An 18,464-nucleotide genomic window follows, 5' to 3' on the forward strand; every position below is an offset into this window, starting at 1 on the left:
GCCAGACCGATGGGCAAGATCGACATCGAGCCATGGGAACCCGAGGAAACTGTCGGGAAACTGTGGCACGCGTTTGCAAGCCGCCTGGGTGCACCCGAGGTGCATCATGGAGCCGCGGTCGGCCTCGATGAGGTCGGCGGGCGGCTTGCTGTCCTTTTCCGGGGATTGGGCGGAGCTCACAGTGTCGAGCTCCGTCCGGTCGCCCAAGAGGTTTCCCGCCATCGCCTCGGATTTCTGAGGCGGCTCGGCACGGAAGCTGAAACCGTGACACGGACCAGCTTCGACGGCGAAATCCTGAGATTGCCGGCCAGTCTTGCGGTGTTCCCGCTGCGGGAGGCAAATGCAGCCCTCTATGTCTGGCTGACGGCCCTTGCGGCCCATGCACCAACCCATACCGCCGAAACGGACCCGCTCCGCGCCGACCTGCAAGCGCTCAGGGCAATTTCCGCGATGGTGCGGGACACGCTCGAACATGCTCCCGGCTTGCGGGATCTTTACACCGCACTCTGCCAGCAGGTGCTGGCAGCAAGACCACAGGCCCCGCTGCCGGACATGGAAGCAAGGGTCGACAGGCTCATACGTCAATTTCTGGGAGACCCCGCCCTGCCGCCCCGCGATGTCCTGGAACTTCAGGAACGGGTTGACCGGAATTCGTTCGAGGAGATAACTGCCCCGCGCGGTTACCGCCCTTTCCGGCCGGTACCGCTTTGGCCGGATCTCAGAGAGGTCGTGTTTTCTGCGGGAGACGAAGTCGACAGCCGTGAGACAGACGGCCCACCCGAGGAAGCGACCGGCAAGACCGTGCGCGCCCGCAGACGCAAGGCAGATCAGGCGGAACGCAAGGACAGTCTGATCCTCCACAAGTTTGAAGCCATTCTGAGTTGGGCGGAGTTTCTCAATCTCAATCGGCGTGTCGATGACGACGACCACGACAGCGCCAAGAAAGCGGCAGACGATCAGGAGGAGATCGGCCTCGGGCAAATCTCCAAGGCACCGGCAACCCGTCTGAAGCTGCATCTTGATCTCGCCCCGGAGGATGTGGACCGCGAAAGACTGTCCGGACGGCATCTCTACCCGGAATGGGACACGCGCAGCGGCCGCTATCTGGCAGACCACGTCTGCGTTCTGACCAGCACCGCGGAAGCGGATCCTGAAAAGGGATCTGCCGGCATGGATGAGCGGGCCAAACGGCGCATCCGCTCGGTGAAGAAGCAGTTCGAGGCCCTCCGCCCGGGCCGGGTGACAACACGTGGACACCTTGAAGGCGACGGACTGGATCTTGATGCAGCCGTGCGCTCTGAAGCCGAACGGATTGCAGGCGGCACCGGCTCGGAACGAATCTGGCTGCAGACCCGTCCGGAAGCGCGTGATCTTGCGGTTTCCATCCTGCTCGACGTTTCCCGCTCGACCGAGAGCGCCGTCACCGGACGCGCCGTGATCGATATCGAACGGGAAGCTCTGACAGCTTTGGCCTGGGGTCTGAACGCCTGCGGCGATGATTTCGCCATCACTGCCTTTTCATCCCTGAAACGGCAGCGGGTGTACCTGCAGTCCTGCAAGGGATTCCATGAACCGATGAGTGCCCTTGTCGAACAGAGGATCGGAACGCTGCGTCCCGGCTTCTACACCCGTCTGGGCGCAGCCATTCGTCATGTATCCGCCGACCTGGCAGTGCAGTCGCGCAAGCGAAAGCTTCTTCTGGTGATCACGGACGGCAAGCCGAACGATCTCGATCACTACGAGGGGCGGCACGGCATCGAAGACACCAGGATGGCAGTTCGGGAAGCCCGGCGGGCAGGCCAATCCGTCTTTGGCGTCACCATCGACAAGTCGGCCAAGTCCTGGTTTCCGCGGTTGTTTGGTCAAGGCGGCTTTGCCGTGATCCCGCATCCCGATCGGCTGACACAGGCCTTGCCGCAGATCTACCGCCAGATTGTCGGAGGCTAGAGCCGCTGATGCACGCTCCGTCACCGAAGCCGGATCAAGACGGCGACGCCGGCATCCTCGACGAGTTGCCCGGGGAACTGATGATGTGGGTACTCATCGTCAGTGAACTGCTGGTGTTCGGTGCCGGTCTTGCCGCCTTCATGGGCGTGCGAATATCCGATCCGGCAGGATTTGCTGCCGCAAGAGCTCATCTCGACCCGGCGCTTGCGGGCATCAATACGATCGTTCTGATCACCAGTGGTTTTCTGGCGGCCAGAAGCCTGGAGCTTCGGCTTGCGATGAAACGCACCGCGGCGCGTTTGCACCTGACAGGTGCCATGGCCCTCGGCTGCGTGTTCCTCGCCATCAAGATACAGGAATATGCGGTCAAGATAGAGCAAGGGATCTCCACGGAGACCCATCCCTTCTTCACCTTCTACTACCTGCTCACCGGATTTCACGCGGCTCATGTGCTTGCCGGTATCGTTGTGCTGGGTCTGGTTGCCTGGAAAGACGAACCACGTACCATCGAAACAGGCACCGCCTTCTGGCATATGGTCGATCTCATCTGGGTTCTGCTGTTTCCGGTGATCTATGTCCTGGGATAGCGAACGATGACCCTTCCCTCCGTCACGCTTGCGTGGATTGCGCTATTGGGCCTGTCGGCCGCTACCGTTCTGGTGACTACAGGCGGAACCGGTCATTTCAGCCCGGCTCTTTTCGGCGGACTGCTGTTGCTGCTGGCCTTCATCAAGGCACGGATCATCCTGTCCCGATATCTCGGGTTGTGGCAGGCGCCTGCCTGGCTGTCAGGCTTCAGCTGGGTGATCGGGTTCTTTTGCCTGCTGTTGCTGGTGCTTTACGTGGCACCGGGGCTCAGTCCCTGAACGCTTCGGCAAGCTGCTTTGGAAGATCGAATTCGGCAAGCACCCGGGCTCGTCCGTCCTCCGACATCTTCCGTGCCGTTTTCTGCACGATATCGAGCACCTTGCTGTCCTCGTGCTTGGCGGCAAATGGCGCGAAATACCATTTCAGGAACACAAAACAGATCACGTTTTCCAGCGCCTGCACGTCCGCGTCCCGCTTGAGGCCTTCCTTGCGCAGCATCTTCGCCGCCGCCTCGATCTCCTCCGGTGAATAGCCCGCGCCCGCCATGATTTCACCGACCCGGTCCGCGTGATGACGGGCCTGATCCCGGCGCCAGGCGTGGTAACCAGCCTTGCCTTCGGGGTAGGACTGGCGCGGAGTGATCCAGCGCTCGATGTGCTGGCCCCTGGCCGCGACCTTCAACGGATCGGTCGCCTCCGGGTAGAGCCGGTCCAGCTCTTCGCTCATCCGTTGCCCATATAGAAGAGCCGCAGGCTTGCCGTCTTCCTGGTTGGGGTCGGCGGCGTTCGCGGTGTCGATGGCCGTCAAGGCAATGTCCAGTTTCATCATGGTCACCCCTTGGTCCAGGCATCCACCGGATCTTCTTCGGAGAAGGCCCGAAGCCGCTCGATATCCTTGATTTCCGCATGATTTCGATTGATGCGGACCCCAGCAGATTTCAACCGCGCAAAAGACCGCGACAGGCTTTCCGGCTTCATGCCGAGACGGCCGGCAATCAGGAACTTGTCGTAAGGCAGGGTTACCTCGCAGCTACCGCTTTCCTGCTCGCACAATTCCAGCAAGAACTCGGCAACCCTTTGCGGTCCGGTTTGCGCCTTCAACTGTTCCAGCTGCGAAACAAGGGAATGCAGGTGAATGAAGGTCGATGCCACAACCGACACGGCAATGTCCGGGTCCTTCCGCATGGCTTCCAGGATGGCCGTGCTGGGTATGCGCATCACTTCGCAGGCGGTTACCGCTTCCGCCGAAACCGGATAGGCAAGCCCGCGAAACGCGACAGCTTCACCGAAGCTTTCGCCCTTGGCAAAGACATTCACGACCGCTTCGCCTCCGTTGGGCGCGATCCGGTAAAGCTTGACCCAGCCATCCATCACGATGTGGATTGCCTGGGCTGTCTCACCATGCAGAAACAACGTCTCACCGCGGTCATATGTCCGCCAGCTCGACATGCCGAGCACCATGTCTCGGATCTCCTGCGGGAAGCTTTTCAGAAGCAGGGAGTTCTGGGCAATTTTCCGCTGGCGGTCGGTCGGCATCGATGAAGGTCCTGCTCAAGTGATATGGAAGAACGTCTAGCCCGACCTGGTGACTTTGCACAATAGCAAGCGCGGACCATCGACGGATTCTTGCCTTTCTTGACTATTGTCATTCAGCCTGCCCCGCCCCGCAACTAGCGTCTACCGGACACTTGAGAAAGCGGGGACGTCATGGACTATCAAGCCTTTTTCAAAAGCCGTCTTGCAGACCTGAAGCATGATGGAAACTACCGCGTCTTCATCGACCTTCAGCGTAAACGCGGCAATTTTCCGGAAGCGAAGTGGACCAGCGGAGAGAGCACCAAAGATGTCGCCATCTGGTGCTCGAACGATTACCTCGGCATGGGGCAGCACCCTAAGGTTCTGGCAGCCCTGCACGAGGCGGTCGACCGCTGCGGAGCCGGGGCAGGCGGAACCAGAAACATTTCCGGCACGACACACGATCACGTGCTGCTGGAAGCCGAACTCGCCGATCTGCATGGCAAGGAAGCCGCCCTGGTGTTTACATCCGGTTACGTCTCCAACTGGGCCGCGCTCGGTACGCTCGCCTCGCAGATCCCCGACTGCATCGTTTTTTCCGACAGCCTGAACCACGCCTCGATGATCGAGGGAATACGCCACTCGCGCGCCGAAAAGGTGATCTGGAAACACAACGACCTGGAAGACCTAGAAGCCAAATTGCGGGCTGCCGACCCGGCAAAGCCGAAGCTGATCGCTTTTGAAAGCGTCTACTCCATGGATGGGGATATCGCGCCGATTTCGCAGATCTGCGATCTTGCAGACCAATTTGGCGCCATGACCTACCTGGACGAGGTCCATGCCGTCGGCCTTTATGGGCCGCGCGGTGGCGGTATCGCAGAGCAGGAAGGCGTGATGGACCGCCTGACCGTCATCGAAGGCACCCTTGGCAAGGCCTTCGGCGTTGTCGGAGGATATATCGCAGCGTCTGTCGAACTTTGCGATTTCGTGCGCAGTTTTGCCAGCGGCTTCATCTTCACCACAGCCCTTCCCCCCGCTATCGCGGCCGCCGCAACGGCGTCCATCAGACATCTGAAGGAAAGTTCGGTGGAACGGGATGCCCACAAGGCCATCGTCGCCAAGGTTCGGCGGCGTCTCGATACGCTCGGTATTCCACATGTCGACAATCCCAGCCACATCATACCGGTGATCGTCGGCAATCCGGCCAAGTGCAAATTCCTGTCGGACACGCTCCTGGAGGAATTCGGCATCTACATCCAGCCGATCAACTACCCGACCGTTCCAAAGGGAACCGAGAGGCTGCGGATTACCCCGTCGCCGGTTCACACATCCGGGGATGTCGACCGGCTGGTCTGCGCGCTTCATTCGCTTTGGTCGCAATGCCAGCTGGCAAGACAGCCCGTTGCCGCCGAATAGCCGGAGGCTCGCTTGACGGATGTCAAGGATGTGAAAGGCGATCACCGGCTTTCTGGCCTCGCACCCTCACCATGACCTCGTCCGTCCGACAATGAGGCCTGGGGACGGACCGGTCAGGCCGGGCAAACTAGGTTTGCCCGGCCACCACGAAAACCCACCGCGGCCGTCCGCCGGCCGGATCGTCGGCAATGTGCCGGCAACAGGAAAGGAAACATCATGAGAAAGACACTCACCTGCCTTGTCACGCTTGCGGGTCTCTTCGCAGCGGCTCCTGCCTGGGCTGACGGCGACGCTGCTGCAGGCGAAAAGATCTTCAAGAAATGCCAGGCCTGCCATGCTGTCGGCGACGGCGCCAAGAACAAGGTTGGCCCGGCGCTCAACGGGATTGTCGGCGCGCCTGCAGGCCAGGTCGAAGGCTATAAATATTCCGCCAGCATGACCGAAAAGGCTGACGGCGGACTGGTCTGGGACGAAGAAACCCTGACGGCCTATCTGCACAAGCCAAAGGAAGTCGTCCCCAAGACAAAGATGTCCTTCGCCGGGCTGCGCAAGGACGAGGAAATTGAGAACGTCATCGCCTACCTGAAGACGTTTCAATAAGCGGACCGCAACGGGCACACCGGGCTCGCGCCGTTAACTCAGGCGCGGTCCGGTCGTGGCCTACCCGTCGGTAATTCCTGGGCTCAAAGGCCAGGCACGGTTGGTGCACCGGCCGCGGTTACCTGGCGTTCCCCCAGGCTTTCCGAAAGCCGTTGGGTGATGGTTTTCATCACGTCGGGAGCGTTTCTGTCGACGCCATAGACAAACCCCGGAAAGTCGAGCGGCTTCTGGATCGTCCAGATGGCTTCATGCTGGTCTGCCGAAAGGATCCGGGCCGGGTCACCGACAGCGACCCATCCAATCGGAACGGTCGATCCGGGTTCCAGCCGCGTGCGAAGGTGAACCGTGCCGTTGACGCGAACCTCCGACCCGTGCCCCACCTGCGCGCCATGGAAAACGGCAGCTCCAGTTGCGATGAAGACTTCATCCTCGATTTCCGCGCCGACAACATGAGTGTTCGGGCCGATCAGACAATGATCTCCGATTTTGCAATCGTGACGGGACGTTGCGCGGATCACGGCGTTTTCGAGCACGATACAGTTTCGGCCGATACGGATTGTGCTGCCGCCTTCCGCCACCAGCCGGGCACCATTCATGATCCTGCTGCCCGCACAGATCCTGACATCGCCCGCAACCGTCGCGTCGGGCGCAACCCATGCATCCGGATCGATGAAAGGTGAGGTGCTTCCTTCAGACGTGCTCATAGCCGCTCCTGCGCTTTCTCGATTTCGCTTGCCTTGCAGCCAATCGGGCAAACATCGGCGCTGCACAGGTTATGCTCGCACAGCCGGCAAGTTGTTCTGGCAAAGGATCGCGATGTCGTTGCCTCTTCAAGAACCCTGTCCAGCAGCAAAACGAACCGGTTCCGGTCTTTCTCGGGCAAGGCGCCAAGCAAACCGTCCAAAGTGGCCAGCCGGCGCTGCTGCAACGCTTCGGCCTCATCGTGACCGGCCTTTGTCAGACTGAGCGGGGTGACGCGCCCTATCTGCTCGCCGCGCTTGATCAACGCCTGTCGTTCCAGCCCGTCTATCAACCTGACGGCAGTCGGTTGACTGACGCCGACGACTGTTGCGATTTCACTCGTCGTCAACCCGGGCTTGAAGTGAAGCATCGACAGAACGGCCGCGGCGCTTGGCGACAATGCTCCCAGCGCCGCATCTGTCCGGTCGCGGATCAAAGTACCGAGGGCACCCAGTTTGTTGGCGTCTAATAATTGCATAGCCTATGCATATATTAATTTCTCTCGTTGTCAACGTCCATGTCCGCCTCCGCCAATACAAACTCTTCGCACTCATTACGCTACGCAAGATCCGATGCGCTGGAACAAGAAACGCCTGAAGGGTGCCCCCAGGAAATCTTCTCCTCCCGAAGAATTCAAAAAGGCAATACCTCGGAGGCTTCTTCTTGTGTCCACTCCGAAGGAATGTCGGACAGTTTGAAACGTAAACCTTGGATGCAATTTCGTGCCGAACGGAGTGTCAGCTGACTGTTGTGACGTTTCGATAAAAACAGGGCCTTCCCGCTTTGTCTGTATTCGACGAACGAGTTGCGAATACATTTTTCGGAACACTCTGAAACCTGACTATTCAGTACGTGTCTTGTTTCACAAGCCTGACAAAGTCTAGCACCTCGATAAATTGACCTAGGTATTGCGATATCTGATGTAAATCATTTTCTTCACCCAATTCATATCAAGAATTATTCTTGAATTACTGCAAGCTTCGCATTGTCAAATTAAAGATTATTTCCTTCCTGGAGGTCAATCGCGTTGACGAACTTTGCGATTAAAAGGTCTCAGGCCTCTCGGAAAAACTTTCGACATTCAAAGCTTTCCCTGCGTAGCGTTAATGGTGTATTATTTGTTAATATAGGGCGGATGGCTAATTATCATTTTTTTCTTCGCTCCTGTGCGGCAAGTTCACGTAGTGGGTTGGGCAACCTGACAGCACAGTGAGGGAAGTGGCATCGTCCGATCTGCGAGCATGGAGAGTGCTCGTAGAAAAATGCGCAAGACCACGTTTGGAATGGCAGCTATTGCAATTTGATTTTGGAAAATTTCCTAAAAGCAAACGACATGAACACGGAAGGTTCTATTTCAATTTAGAAAATAACAAAGCTTAGGCAACACAAGAAAATCCCAAAACAAGTTGCTTCCTGATTGATAAGGAATGCCAACCATACGGTTGGTGGCAACGCTATATTTTTTTACAGTGTATTTCTCGGTGGATATTCTTTTTACAGCTCATCAAGGGCACGCGAAATCCACCTTCAGCGTAATACGTCCTGTAAATCTATAGCTATAAATACTTCATACAAGAATAAATTTCGCTTCCAATTGAATATGGTGGGGTGACATGGGCAAGCTACATAGTAAATTTATCGGTCAATTATCCGTTGAAACGTTCCCTTTAAGACGTCAAGCCAGAATTACGCGGACGAATGGAAGGGGACACACCAAAACTGCAGCGGAAGTCACGCTTGATAAGGCCCGGCTTGATGGCTCCGCGTCGGCACTGACCCTCGGCAACGGCATTCACTGGGGTATCGCCGCCCTGCATGAGTGCGCGCGGAGACATGGTGCGACCTCCGAGATCCATAGTCCCGTCGAGCAAAACAGGACCTGCATTTCGGTCTTCCATTCTTCAAATCATCACTAAAAGCCGATCCGAAGGGAAGCGTTACAATGACGCCAAAGCTTACCCGTATGATCATCGTCGACGAGCATCAAGTGATGGTTGCTGGAGGCCGGGGCCACATCGCACAATCAGAGACTAATAGGCATCCGGCACCGAAAGGCTTCACCAGCCCCGCAGCGAGAAAGGATCCGTAATGCGTGTTGTGTTTGTTCTTGCGGGCCTCGGAGCAGGCGGTGCTGAAAAAGTCGTCAACCTGCTGGCGCACCACCGCCTTGCCGCTGGCGACGATGTACATGTGATCGCCCTGAATGCGACCGATGCCACCTCTTATTTTTCCTATGACCCCAGGATTCAGGTCGAAGGGCTAACCCGCACCGGCAAAAATTCTCGGCATTTTGTTACCATGCAACGGGTAAAGGATCTGCGCAGGCGCTTTGCAAGGATCAGACCGGATATGGTCGTCTCCTTTCTGACCAAGATCAACGTCATCACGGTCCTTGCGACCGCAGGTACCGGTACACCGACGATCATATCCGAACGCAACAATTTTGATGTTCAGCAAATGAGCCGCTTCTGGCGCTGGTCTCGGCCGATGGCGGCCTTTGCAGCGACCAGTGTCGTCGTCATGACGGAGCGCGCGCGTGCAAGACAACCCGCCCGCGTTCGCAAAAAAACCATCGTTATTCCAAATCCGGTCACACCGCTGCCGCGCGCCATGCCGCTGCCCGATGCAGGTCGCAGGGTGGTCGCGGTAGGACGGCTGGACCGACAGAAAGGCTTTGATATCCTCATCGCCAGCTTTGCCCAGATAGTGGAACGCGTCCCTGATGCGGTGTTGACGATCTATGGCGAAGGGCCGGAGCGGTCCGCGCTCGAAAAGCAGATTTCCGACCTTGGGCTGCAGGAAGTCGTCCGTCTTGCGGGTGTCACGCAAGTTCCTGGCGAATGGGTATCACCCGGCGACGTATTTGCCCTGAGTTCGCGCTTCGAAGGTTTCGCGAATGTCGTCCTCGAGGCAATGTCGAGCGGGATGGCCGTTGTGTCCGTCGACTGCCCGTGGGGTCCCAGCGAAATCGTGCAGGACGGAACCACCGGTCTGCTCGTGCCGATGGGCAGCAAGGAGGCACTTGCTACGGCGATCACTCGGGTCCTTACCGACCCTGAGCTGCGCGGATCTTTTTGCGAGGCCGGCCCACCTTCGCTGGACCGCTTTTCCACGGCAACCGTCCTGGCCAAATGGGACGAGACAATTTCTCAAGCCGCAGGCCGTCCTCCATTGACGGTTTTTGCCGATGCTTGAGATGGGGTTCATTGGCACCAAAACGGCCATGTATGCCAACTTCCGGTTTCACCTAATGGCCGTGCCGCCCTTGAGCGCGAAACAGGTCTCACACACCACAACGGTGAAAGGCGTATGAGACGCCGGGGCATTGCCTATTTCGAGCGTCCAGGCGCTGGTTCCAGAATCGCGCAATCGAGAACTTCCTGGCTTAACGCCCCCTCCCCGACAGCCCGTGACAGGACAAGCGCTCCGACCATTCCGGTGATCAGCCGAATTGCCTCACAGCGGGACTGGGCACTTTCGGCGCGGGTGTCGGTCAGCAGAGTGATGGATTTCTCAACGGCTTCACAAAACGCATCCTGAAGATCCTTGCCGTGACGCGGGGCTTCGGCCGCCAACGCGGCATAAGCGCAACCTGCGTCACGCCGGTCGACATGTTCCCGGGATAGATACCAGCGTCGTAGAGCGTTCAAAGGGTCGTCCTGGTGTCCTTCAACAACGGATTGCCAAGCAACGAGATTTTCATCCAGCGCCTGCTGTGTTGCTTCGGTGATGATGGCGTCCTTGTCGGCAAATTGCTTGTAGAAGCCACCCTGCGTCAGCCCGGCAGCTTTCATCAGTCCTGCGATACCGATCCCGTCGTAGCCGTGTTCCCGAAACTGTCTGCTCGCGGTTTTCACGACGTTCTCGCGGTTTCTGGCTGCCGTTTCCCTGCTGACACGCATTTTCACCTCCGTTGGCTGTTGGAATCGTAATTCGGATTACGATCCAAATCTATTCTTGATTTTATAAATTATGATCATAATCTAATTTAGGACACCAACCAGGAGATACCCATGAGCGAACCCGATCCGATCGTTATCTGCGCCGCCAGACGCACACCGCTAGGTGCTTTCATGGGGGCCTTGAGCCCCGTAGCAGCTCCAAAGCTCGCCGCGGCAGCGATTGGAGCAGCAATTGAGGATGCGGGAGCTGGGCGAGACTCGATCAGTGAAGTTCTGATGGGCTGCGTTCTTCCTGCCGGTCAGGGACAGGCTCCGGCCCGGCAGGCGGCCCGTGCAGCCGGTCTTTCCGACCACACGGGCGCAACCACACTCAACAAGGTTTGCGGCTCCGGCATGAAGGCGATCATGCTCGCACACGATCTCCTGATTTCCCGCTCGGCAGACATCGTCGTTGCAGGCGGCATGGAATCGATGTCGAACGCACCCTTCCTGTTGCCGCAAATGCGCGCGGGTCGAAAGTTCGGCAGCAGCGAGGTACTTGACCACATGATGCGCGACGGCCTGGAGGATGCCTATGAGGCCGGCCGGCCGATGGGGTCTTTCGGAGAAGCGGCCGCTGAAAAATACGGTTTCACTCGCGCCGACCAGGACGCCTTTGCCCAGGAAACGCTCGTCCGTGCGCAAAAGGCGGTGACCGGCGGTGCCTTCCGGGATGAAATCATCCCTCTTGAGGTCGCAGGCCGCAAAAGCACGGTCACTATCGAGGACGACGAAATTCCGGGACGGGTCGATCCGGAAAAAATCCCGAGGCTTCGCCCAGCCTTTTCTGATAACGGCACCATCACAGCTGCCAGCGCCTCGGCCAACGCGGACGGTGCCGCGGCACTGGTTCTGACCCGCAAGAGCTACGCGCAAGCCAACGGACTGCCGGTATTAGCAATCGTGCGTGGCCACGCGACCCATTCGCAGGAACCGGCCTGGTACACGACCGCGCCGATCCCGGCGATCCTCAAACTTCTGGATCGCACCGGCTGGTCTGCCGATGACGTCGACCTATGGGAAATCAATGAGGCCTTCGCGGTGGTTGCAATGGCTGCCGCACATGACATCGGCATTCCGCGCGAGAAGCTGAACGTCAACGGCGGCGCCTGCGCGCTCGGCCACCCGATCGGCGCGACCGGTGCCCGTCTGATTGTTACGCTCATTCATGCCTTGAAAGCACGTGGAGCCCAGCGCGGCGTTGCAGCGCTGTGCATCGGCGGCGGCGAAGCCACCGCGCTGGCCATCGAACTCTCCGCCTGAACACTTTTGAACGCGCAGGACTAACGGCAGCGCATTCCCCCGCTTTCAAACTGACAAGAGACAATCTTCATGACCGAATTTGAAATCCACACGGCACAAACGGCGCCGGATCGCAGCAAACCCTTGCTCGAACAAACAAAGGCTGCTTTCGGCGTCGTGCCCAACCTCCATGGGGTCATGGCGGAAGCTCCGGGCCTGCTGGAAGGGTATCTGGTTCTTCACCGGCTTTTCCTGGAAAGCAGCTTCACGGACGAGGAAAAAACAGTTGTCTGGCAGTCGATAAACGTCGAGCACGATTGCCATTACTGCGTCCCCTCCCACACCGGCATCGCAAAACGCATGGGCGTTGATGATGCGGTCTCGGACGCCTTGCGCAACGAAACGTCATTGCCGACGCCCAGGCTTGAGGCGCTTCGCCGGTTCACGCTGCAGATGGTTCGCGAGCGCGGATCGGCCGGCGACCAGCAGGTGGAGGCGTTTCTGGCTGCCGGTTTCACCAGCCGACAGGTTCTCGAAGTCGTGCTTGCCATTTCCCAGAAGGTGATGAGCAATTACACCAACAAGCTGGCCAATACGCCGATCGAGCCGTATTTCGAGCAATTCGCCTGGCAACGCACACCATCAGCAGAGCTGGTCAGCTGAGAAGGTGACGAGCAAAACCTATTCCTCGCTGTCGCCCGGCATACGGCGCCGGGTGACAGCGGATCGTGCATATTTACCGGTGCAAGTGAACGAGATTGCCCTCTGCGTCTTCATCCGAGCTGTGAACAAGATGCAGAAAAGGCCTGCCTTGCCGTCTGGCGGATATCGGACCTTGCGGTACATCCAAGCGAACGCCACCCATGGCTTCGGGTTGGTAGGCAACCCCGATCACCGTAAGTGTCCTGCTCTGACGACCGAAACCAGTGAGGTCAATGCTTTGCTTTTCCGACATGCCAAGCAGGGCCATTCCCGTTGTCGTCGTGATCGGCAAGGTCAGGCCGACAAGACTGTCGGCTTCATCGGGAATGACCACCCTTGTGTCGGGTGCATGATCGTCCACCTGGAAGGTCACGCGGCTGTTCATGGTGACGACGTTCACCGGGATCTCCGATGAGGGCACTACGTGGGCTTGCGCCAATTTCCGGCGCAGCAGGGAAACAAACGGCGTATTGGTTCGCGGACATTGCGACACCATCCTTGTCAGGGTCGCGTAGTCCTTGTTCGTGAAGATAAACTGCTTTGGTTCGCGCATGCGGTGTCTCCTTCGGCCCCGCTTTGGCGAAGGCCGGTGTTGGAACTGGTTTCAGCTTCAAGACTGTTCCCCCTGTCCGGCCGTCTCGGGTGCAAGAGACCGGCAGGGGCTAAGTTCCTGCGAGAAGACTGCCTGCGTGATCCAGGAAACGGGGTTTGTGAAACGGCGAGCCGGAAGTCATGACTAACCGCGATCCAGGCACTGCAGCTCCGAACCTCCACCGACGAGCGGCGGCTGGCTGACCGACACGACGGTTAGGCGATGCCGGCGTCCGTCGTTTGCGCACCAGGTGATCGACTGACCCGCGGAAAGGCCAATGAGGGCGGTGCCGATGGGTGTCAGGATGGAAATCCTGCCGTTTGCGATATCCGCGTCGCCCGGAAAGACCAGCTGCAGGGTCTTTTCGTCCGTAGCATTGGTTCGGAACCGGACGACGGAACCCATTCTCACACTATCGGCAGGCAACGCCCCATCAGGGACGAGTCTGGCCCGGCTCAATTCGGCCAGAAGATCCTCCGTGACACTTGGCAATCGTGTTTCAAACGAGGAAGCGAGGCCTTCCAGTCGTTCATAGTCGGTCGTGCCGATGACGATGTCAGGCTTCGAAGCAAAATCAGTCGGTTCGCGCATAAAGTCCCCCTTGCCGGGTGCCTTCAGGCACCAATGGACGGAACACGTCCGGACGGCGGAGTTAAGTCTCAAGATGTGGTGATTTGTGCGCTTCGATGATTTCAACCGGCAGGCCCGGTTCCTGTTGCATCATCTCAAGTGTTTACCCCGAGGCTCGGGGCGCATGACAGCCGAGCCGGGGGCTACTCTCCCGCTTTGGGGATAGCTCTGAAATCTCGTTTGTAGCTGGTCGCGGCGGCTTTGTTCATGACGGGATAGTTGCGAAGAATTTCATGCAAAGTCAAGCCGCCCGCACATGCTTTGGCTACACTGGCGGGCGGCAAGGAGAGTTGTCAGGTCTGAACCAGGAGTATCAAGCCGCTTCGGCCTGCTGCCGGTCCAGGATCTCCCGAACCTTTCCGGCAATGGCCTTGCCCAGGTCGATGTTGTTCTGGGCCGTGAAATGAATGCCGTCGCAGCCGTCAGTGGTGATGTGGTCTGCCGCGCTCAGGAAATCGACCTTCATGAAATCGGCCATGTTCCGGTATTGCTCGGCCAGCGCCGCCGACTTTTCATGGGCCCCGCCAAACATGCCCTGGAAATAGGGATGCGGCATAGGCGTCAGGGGCGGCGGTGCGACGACAAGGCACTTTGGCGCCGGATAAGGCGTGCCGATGCCGCCACCACATGTCAGCACCTGTCCGACCAGCTTCGACATGCCATAGGCAATGTCATAAGGCGTGCGATTGAAGAACGGCTTGGTGTCGTTGGTTCCCAGAAGGATGATCGCCAGATCCAGCGGCAAATGGCTAGCAAGGGCCGACGGCAGGTACTGGCTGCCGTTCAGACGGGGATCGTTGGGATCATCGGCGCTCGTCGTGCGGGCACTGAGGCCTTCTTCGATAATCCGGTACCCTTCGCCCAACTCGGCGGCCATTGCCCCCGTCCAGCGCTGTTCATAAGGGTAGCGCATTGTCGGGGCGCCTTCCACAACGGGGATCCAGCCCCAGGTCAGCGAATCCCCAAAGCAAAGTATCGACTTTTCGTTTGCCATTGTTTCCTCCTCAAATTTTACGGAAAGGCTCAATTGGATCTGGACGTTCTGATGCCGTAGAAGATGGCGGCGAGCAGGATGATCAGCCCCTGGGCAATGAGCTTGCCCGGGTCATCGATGCCGAAGGTGGTCATCACCACGAACAAGAGGGCGAAGGACAGGACACCGAAGAACGGGCCCCAGACACCGCCTTCACCCCGGCCGAAGACGACCCCGCCGAGAATGGTTGCAGCCACCGCCAGGATAGGCAGATCGAGACCAACCCGGACACTGCCGACCGCGATGGAGGCGGTTTGCACCAGGGCTGCAACCGCTGCGATGAAACCGGCCAGCGTGTGGGCAAGAATGACGGTCCGCTCGACCGGTACCCCTGAAAAATGTGCGGCTTCCGGGTTCTCGCCAACCGAAGTGACATATCTGCCGAACACCGTCTTTGAGAGAAACAGCGCCATCACCACGGTCAAGGCGAACCAGAACAGCACCGGAACCGGGGCCGGGCCCCATTTGATGTTGTAGATGTCGTTCAGGTAGGACGGCACGTCTCCGGGTGGTTTGCCGCTTGAAAGATACTGCACGAAACCGACCAGGATGATGCTGACCGCCAGTGTGACGATAACCGCAGAAACCCGGCGCTTGCCGATCATCCAACCGTTGAAGAGGCCGATCGCGGTACCGGTTGCCAGACTAAGCCCGATGAAGAACGGCATCGACGCCCCGGGAAAGATCCCCGAGGAAATGAAGTAGTTGACCAACAGGATGATGCCACCGCCGGAAAGGTCGATGCTCTTCACGCGCATGACCAGCAACTGAGCCAGTACCAGCACGCCAAGCGGTGCCACCTGGCGAATGAAGATGCCCATGATATTGGCGTTGAGCATGTGCGGCCTGGCAATCCAGAGCGTGATCAGCAGGATGGCGAACACGTAGTACGCCGGCGGAACACGCAGCAGGCGCTGCAGGAAAGGATGCTTCACGATCGCAGACATGATCAAAGCCCTATCTTCTTGCGGGTCTGGAGCCCCACGACCAGGAGCAGGAGACCGCCCTTGATCGCGGTCTGGATGAAGGGCGACACGTTGGTGAGGTTCATGCCGTTGGACAGGAGCGCCAGGACCAGTGCCCCGATCACCGTGCCCTGCAGGCTGCCTATACCGCCGGAGAGCTGTGTTCCGCCGACGGCGACGGCGGTAATCGCATCCAGTTCGAACAAGAGACCGACATTGGGATCGCCCGAAACAATCCGGCCGGCCAGGAAGACACCGGCAAGGGCCGCAAAACACGAACAGGCGACATAGGCGAGCAGGATGTTTCGACGATCCGGAACGCCAAAATTGCGCGCAGCATCCGGCGTGCCGTTTGCAACTCCGCCGCCGATCGCAAACAGATGCAGGCCGAAGCGCGATCCATGCAGCAGTTTCCAGGCCACCAGAACCACCGCGACACCCCAGAACACCGGCATCGGCACTCCTAGAAACGTGCCGCCGACCGACTGGATGACGATATCGGGCACGGTGCCTCCGGAGACCGGACGCAGGATGCGCGTGATGCCCAGAATGACATACTGCATTGCCAGCGTTGCAATGATCGGGTGGACATTCAGCCGGGTGATCACAAGGCCGTTGCTGAGGCCAACCAATGCGGCGAACAGGAAAACCGCGGGTATCGTCACGTAGCCCGGCGCATCAAGCGCCAGAATGGCCGTCGTGAAGCTGATGAGGGAACCCACCGACAGATCGAGGCCGCCCACCACAACCACAAACATCTGGCCAATGGCCGTGATGACCAGCGGCATCGCCTGGGCAATCAGGTTGAAGAGGTTTTCAGAACCGAGGAACTGGTCGGTGCGAAGGCCGAGATAAATGCTTATGGCGATGGCGATCAGCAAGGGCAGCATCCACAAACCCTGCCGGCCGTTCGGCTGCGTCAACTTCGCGAGAAATGCTTGTGTCATGATCACTTCAATCTTGTGGGCAGGGTCAGGCGCTCAAGGCAGCGTTCAGGATCTGGTGCTCCGTTGCGGTCTCGGCGGGCAGCTCCGCGACAATGGCCTTGCCATGGACGACATAAATGCGGTCGCACAGGCCAATGAGCTCAATTGTCTCGCGGGAAAGAACCAGAACCGCGCCCCCCTCGTCCGCAAAGCTGCGCAACAGCTTGTAGATTTCCGCCTTCGCCCCGATGTCGACACCCCGGGTCGGTTCTTCGATGAGCAGCAGATCAAGACCGGCCGCAAGGTAGCGCCCCAGGAGCACCTTCTGCTGGTTGCCACCCGAAAGCGTGCCGACCGGTGCGGATGGACCGGACGCCTTGATGTTCATACTGGCCATCGTCTCGGCAATCGCCTTGCGATAGTCGTGCGCAATGGAGAGTTCGCCCTGCACGGAAGACAGACCGACGGCAATGTTGTGTGCGATGGAAAGCCCCAGGAAGAGCCCCTCTTCCTTCCGATCCTCTGGAACGAAACCGACTTTCCTTGCTTGAAGCTGCCGGATGCCGGATGCTTTCGGCGCGGGGAGCGGCAAGGTCTTGCCCTTGATGGACGCGGTGCCTGTCGAAGCCGGGTAAAGCCCGGCGAGCGATCTCAGCAATTGCTGTTGTCCCTGCCCTTCCAGTCCAGCAAGGGCGACGATCTCGCCCTTGTTGACATGAAGGGACAGCGGTGTGCTGCCCGGATCGATCCTGAAGTCTTCAAGGTCGAGGACAGTTTCTGTTGACGCTTTTCCGCGTGCGGGAAAGAGGTCCTGCAGTTCGCGGCCGACCATCAGGGCAATAAGGCTGTCCGGCGTCATGCCGCTCAGGGGCCGCGTTGCGACCAGCTTGCCGTCCTTGAGAACCGTCACCGTGTCGCAGATGCCGAATATCTCGTCCATGCGGTGCGAAATATAGACAATCGCCTTGCCTTCATCGCGCAAGCGCCTGATCTGCGCATTCATCACCTCGACATCGGCCGCATTCAGCGCGGCTGTCGGTTCGTCCAGAATGAACACCGAGGCATCCGCCTTGATGCCATGGGCAATTTCAACGAACTGGCGCTCCGCAATCGACAGCTCGGAAACCAGAATATCGGGGTTCAACTCCAGCCCCAATGCGGCAAGGGCCTTGCGGGTTTCGCGCCGCATCCTTGCCCTGTCGACCGTTCCGAATGCTGTAACCGGTTCCCTGCCGAGGAACATGTTTTCCGCAATCGTCAGGTTGGCGAGCAGAGACAGCTCCTGAAACACGGTCGATATGCCTGCTTCAAGAGCTTCCCTCGGCGTCTCGAAACCAGCTTTCCGCCCCTCGCGGAAGATCTCCCCGCTGTCCGGCTGGTGGACACCGGCCAGGATCTTCATCAGCGTCGACTTGCCGGCACCGTTCTCACCCATCAGGGCATGGACCGTGCCGGGCATGAGCTTGAGTGACACACCGTCGACTGCTTTGCTTCCGCCGAACGATTTGGAAATGTTCGACATTTCAACGAGGCAAGTCATTGCCTTCTCCCCCGGATCATACTCTGGATCTTTGCTGTCGGTGACCAGCCGGCGCGCGGAACTGCAGCACCGGCTGGCCGTCCGGCC

19 protein-coding genes are annotated in these 18,464 nt (G+C 58.8%); 8 read left to right on the top strand and 11 right to left on the bottom strand.

Translation table 11 applies throughout. From position 1 onward, the window contains the following. Positions 1–9: 9 nt before the first annotated feature. Genes J7447_RS23860 through J7447_RS23870 form a run of 3 tightly spaced genes read left to right on the top strand, consistent with a single transcriptional unit; the run spans position 10 to position 2,813 of the window. Positions 10–1,947: a VWA domain-containing protein gene (locus J7447_RS23860; RefSeq protein WP_209171153.1), complete on the top strand. Its 1,938-nt coding sequence runs from the start codon at positions 10–12 to the stop codon at positions 1,945–1,947. 8 nt (positions 1,948–1,955) lie between these two features. Further along, complete coding sequence (locus tag J7447_RS23865; protein WP_286189522.1) at positions 1,956–2,534, top strand: cytochrome c oxidase subunit 3 family protein; 579 nt, start codon at positions 1,956–1,958, stop codon at positions 2,532–2,534. A 6-nt stretch (positions 2,535–2,540) separates the two neighbouring features. Further along, a complete protein-coding gene (locus tag J7447_RS23870) occupies positions 2,541–2,813 on the top strand; it encodes a hypothetical protein (RefSeq protein ID WP_023001482.1) in 273 nt (90 codons plus the stop codon). Here J7447_RS23870 and J7447_RS23875 read toward each other — a convergent pair. Beyond that, positions 2,803–3,363, bottom strand: a complete 561-nt coding sequence (locus J7447_RS23875) for a DUF4202 domain-containing protein (protein WP_209171154.1) — start codon at positions 3,361–3,363, stop codon at positions 2,803–2,805. The genes J7447_RS23870 and J7447_RS23875 overlap by 11 nt on opposite strands. Positions 3,364–3,365: 2 nt before the next feature. Beyond that, on the bottom strand, positions 3,366–4,070 hold the full coding sequence (locus J7447_RS23880) for a Crp/Fnr family transcriptional regulator (protein WP_023001484.1): 705 nt from the start codon (positions 4,068–4,070) through the stop codon (positions 3,366–3,368). 171 nt (positions 4,071–4,241) lie between these two features. Here J7447_RS23880 and hemA point away from each other — a divergent pair, with 171 nt between their 5' ends. Both hemA and J7447_RS23890 read left to right on the top strand, forming a co-directional pair. Further along, the gene (gene hemA / locus J7447_RS23885; RefSeq protein ID WP_209171155.1) at positions 4,242–5,465 is read left to right on the top strand and encodes a 5-aminolevulinate synthase; all 1,224 of its coding nucleotides are present in this window, start codon (positions 4,242–4,244) and stop codon (positions 5,463–5,465) included. A gap of 216 nt (positions 5,466–5,681) precedes the next feature. Beyond that, on the top strand, positions 5,682–6,065 hold the full coding sequence (locus tag J7447_RS23890; protein ID WP_023001486.1) for a cytochrome c family protein: 384 nt from the start codon (positions 5,682–5,684) through the stop codon (positions 6,063–6,065). An 83-nt stretch (positions 6,066–6,148) separates the two neighbouring features. Here J7447_RS23890 and J7447_RS23895 read toward each other — a convergent pair whose 3' ends face one another. Together J7447_RS23895 and J7447_RS23900 are read right to left on the bottom strand one after the other, a co-directional pair. Then, the gene (locus J7447_RS23895; RefSeq protein ID WP_152507806.1) at positions 6,149–6,769 is read right to left on the bottom strand and encodes a gamma carbonic anhydrase family protein; all 621 of its coding nucleotides are present in this window, start codon (positions 6,767–6,769) and stop codon (positions 6,149–6,151) included. Further along, entirely contained in the window at positions 6,766–7,284 is a 519-nt protein-coding gene (locus J7447_RS23900) for a MarR family transcriptional regulator (protein WP_209171156.1), read from the bottom strand. Before J7447_RS23900 ends, J7447_RS23895 begins: the two co-directional genes overlap by 4 nt. Before the next feature lie 1,610 nt (positions 7,285–8,894). Between J7447_RS23900 and J7447_RS23905 the strand changes: the two genes are divergently transcribed. Beyond that, complete coding sequence (locus tag J7447_RS23905) at positions 8,895–10,001, top strand: glycosyltransferase family 4 protein (RefSeq protein WP_209171157.1); 1,107 nt, start codon at positions 8,895–8,897, stop codon at positions 9,999–10,001. A 134-nt stretch (positions 10,002–10,135) separates the two neighbouring features. Here J7447_RS23905 and J7447_RS23910 read toward each other — a convergent pair whose 3' ends face one another. After that, positions 10,136–10,708: a TetR/AcrR family transcriptional regulator gene (locus J7447_RS23910; RefSeq protein WP_209171158.1), complete on the bottom strand. Its 573-nt coding sequence runs from the start codon at positions 10,706–10,708 to the stop codon at positions 10,136–10,138. Positions 10,709–10,819: 111 nt separating this feature from the next. Between J7447_RS23910 and J7447_RS23915 the strand changes: the two genes are divergently transcribed. Together J7447_RS23915 and J7447_RS23920 are read left to right on the top strand one after the other, a co-directional pair. Continuing rightward, on the top strand, positions 10,820–12,010 hold the full coding sequence (locus J7447_RS23915; protein WP_209171159.1) for an acetyl-CoA C-acyltransferase: 1,191 nt from the start codon (positions 10,820–10,822) through the stop codon (positions 12,008–12,010). A 69-nt stretch (positions 12,011–12,079) separates the two neighbouring features. Further along, positions 12,080–12,652, top strand: a complete 573-nt coding sequence (locus tag J7447_RS23920) for a carboxymuconolactone decarboxylase family protein (RefSeq protein ID WP_209171160.1) — start codon at positions 12,080–12,082, stop codon at positions 12,650–12,652. 73 nt (positions 12,653–12,725) lie between these two features. On the opposite strand, the gene J7447_RS23925 is transcribed toward J7447_RS23920, so the two are convergent. The 6 genes from J7447_RS23925 to J7447_RS23950 form a co-directional block, all read right to left on the bottom strand. Further along, on the bottom strand, positions 12,726–13,244 hold the full coding sequence (locus J7447_RS23925) for a nucleoside-diphosphate kinase (protein WP_168687719.1): 519 nt from the start codon (positions 13,242–13,244) through the stop codon (positions 12,726–12,728). Between the two features lie 183 nt (positions 13,245–13,427). Continuing rightward, positions 13,428–13,874, bottom strand: a complete 447-nt coding sequence (gene rnk, locus J7447_RS23930) for a nucleoside diphosphate kinase regulator (protein WP_209171161.1) — start codon at positions 13,872–13,874, stop codon at positions 13,428–13,430. 352 nt (positions 13,875–14,226) lie between these two features. Continuing rightward, positions 14,227–14,907 carry an SGNH/GDSL hydrolase family protein gene (locus tag J7447_RS23935; protein ID WP_055660766.1) on the bottom strand — a complete coding sequence of 227 codons (681 nt, stop codon included), beginning with the start codon at positions 14,905–14,907 and terminating at the stop codon, positions 14,227–14,229. Between the two features lie 29 nt (positions 14,908–14,936). Then, positions 14,937–15,893, bottom strand: a complete 957-nt coding sequence (locus tag J7447_RS23940) for an ABC transporter permease (RefSeq protein WP_023001496.1) — start codon at positions 15,891–15,893, stop codon at positions 14,937–14,939. 2 nt (positions 15,894–15,895) lie between these two features. After that, on the bottom strand, positions 15,896–16,858 hold the full coding sequence (locus J7447_RS23945) for an ABC transporter permease (protein ID WP_209171162.1): 963 nt from the start codon (positions 16,856–16,858) through the stop codon (positions 15,896–15,898). A gap of 25 nt (positions 16,859–16,883) precedes the next feature. Further along, complete coding sequence (locus J7447_RS23950) at positions 16,884–18,377, bottom strand: sugar ABC transporter ATP-binding protein (RefSeq protein WP_209171163.1); 1,494 nt, start codon at positions 18,375–18,377, stop codon at positions 16,884–16,886. Between the last annotated feature and the right edge of the window lie 87 nt (positions 18,378–18,464).

The organism is Labrenzia sp. R5_0 (assembly GCF_017743835.1).
Lineage (GTDB): Bacteria > Pseudomonadota > Alphaproteobacteria > Rhizobiales > Stappiaceae > Roseibium > Roseibium algicola.

What these genes read in the sequence shown, in the direction of transcription:
- J7447_RS23860 (WP_209171153.1), top strand. Translation starts at nt 10, where the DNA reads ATGGGCAAGATCGACATCGAGCCATGGGAACCCGAGGAAACTGTCGGG.
- J7447_RS23865 (WP_286189522.1), top strand. Translation starts at nt 1,956, where the DNA reads ATGCACGCTCCGTCACCGAAGCCGGATCAAGACGGCGACGCCGGCATC.
- J7447_RS23870 (WP_023001482.1), top strand. Translation starts at nt 2,541, where the DNA reads ATGACCCTTCCCTCCGTCACGCTTGCGTGGATTGCGCTATTGGGCCTG.
- J7447_RS23875 (WP_209171154.1), bottom strand. Translation starts at nt 3,363, where the DNA reads ATGATGAAACTGGACATTGCCTTGACGGCCATCGACACCGCGAACGCC.
- J7447_RS23880 (WP_023001484.1), bottom strand. Translation starts at nt 4,070, where the DNA reads ATGCCGACCGACCGCCAGCGGAAAATTGCCCAGAACTCCCTGCTTCTG.
- hemA (WP_209171155.1), top strand. Translation starts at nt 4,242, where the DNA reads ATGGACTATCAAGCCTTTTTCAAAAGCCGTCTTGCAGACCTGAAGCAT.
- J7447_RS23890 (WP_023001486.1), top strand. Translation starts at nt 5,682, where the DNA reads ATGAGAAAGACACTCACCTGCCTTGTCACGCTTGCGGGTCTCTTCGCA.
- J7447_RS23895 (WP_152507806.1), bottom strand. Translation starts at nt 6,769, where the DNA reads ATGAGCACGTCTGAAGGAAGCACCTCACCTTTCATCGATCCGGATGCA.
- J7447_RS23900 (WP_209171156.1), bottom strand. Translation starts at nt 7,284, where the DNA reads ATGCAATTATTAGACGCCAACAAACTGGGTGCCCTCGGTACTTTGATC.
- J7447_RS23905 (WP_209171157.1), top strand. Translation starts at nt 8,895, where the DNA reads ATGCGTGTTGTGTTTGTTCTTGCGGGCCTCGGAGCAGGCGGTGCTGAA.
- J7447_RS23910 (WP_209171158.1), bottom strand. Translation starts at nt 10,708, where the DNA reads ATGCGTGTCAGCAGGGAAACGGCAGCCAGAAACCGCGAGAACGTCGTG.
- J7447_RS23915 (WP_209171159.1), top strand. Translation starts at nt 10,820, where the DNA reads ATGAGCGAACCCGATCCGATCGTTATCTGCGCCGCCAGACGCACACCG.
- J7447_RS23920 (WP_209171160.1), top strand. Translation starts at nt 12,080, where the DNA reads ATGACCGAATTTGAAATCCACACGGCACAAACGGCGCCGGATCGCAGC.
- J7447_RS23925 (WP_168687719.1), bottom strand. Translation starts at nt 13,244, where the DNA reads ATGCGCGAACCAAAGCAGTTTATCTTCACGAACAAGGACTACGCGACC.
- rnk (WP_209171161.1), bottom strand. Translation starts at nt 13,874, where the DNA reads ATGCGCGAACCGACTGATTTTGCTTCGAAGCCTGACATCGTCATCGGC.
- J7447_RS23935 (WP_055660766.1), bottom strand. Translation starts at nt 14,907, where the DNA reads ATGGCAAACGAAAAGTCGATACTTTGCTTTGGGGATTCGCTGACCTGG.
- J7447_RS23940 (WP_023001496.1), bottom strand. Translation starts at nt 15,893, where the DNA reads ATGTCTGCGATCGTGAAGCATCCTTTCCTGCAGCGCCTGCTGCGTGTT.
- J7447_RS23945 (WP_209171162.1), bottom strand. Translation starts at nt 16,858, where the DNA reads ATGACACAAGCATTTCTCGCGAAGTTGACGCAGCCGAACGGCCGGCAG.
- J7447_RS23950 (WP_209171163.1), bottom strand. Translation starts at nt 18,377, where the DNA reads ATGACTTGCCTCGTTGAAATGTCGAACATTTCCAAATCGTTCGGCGGA.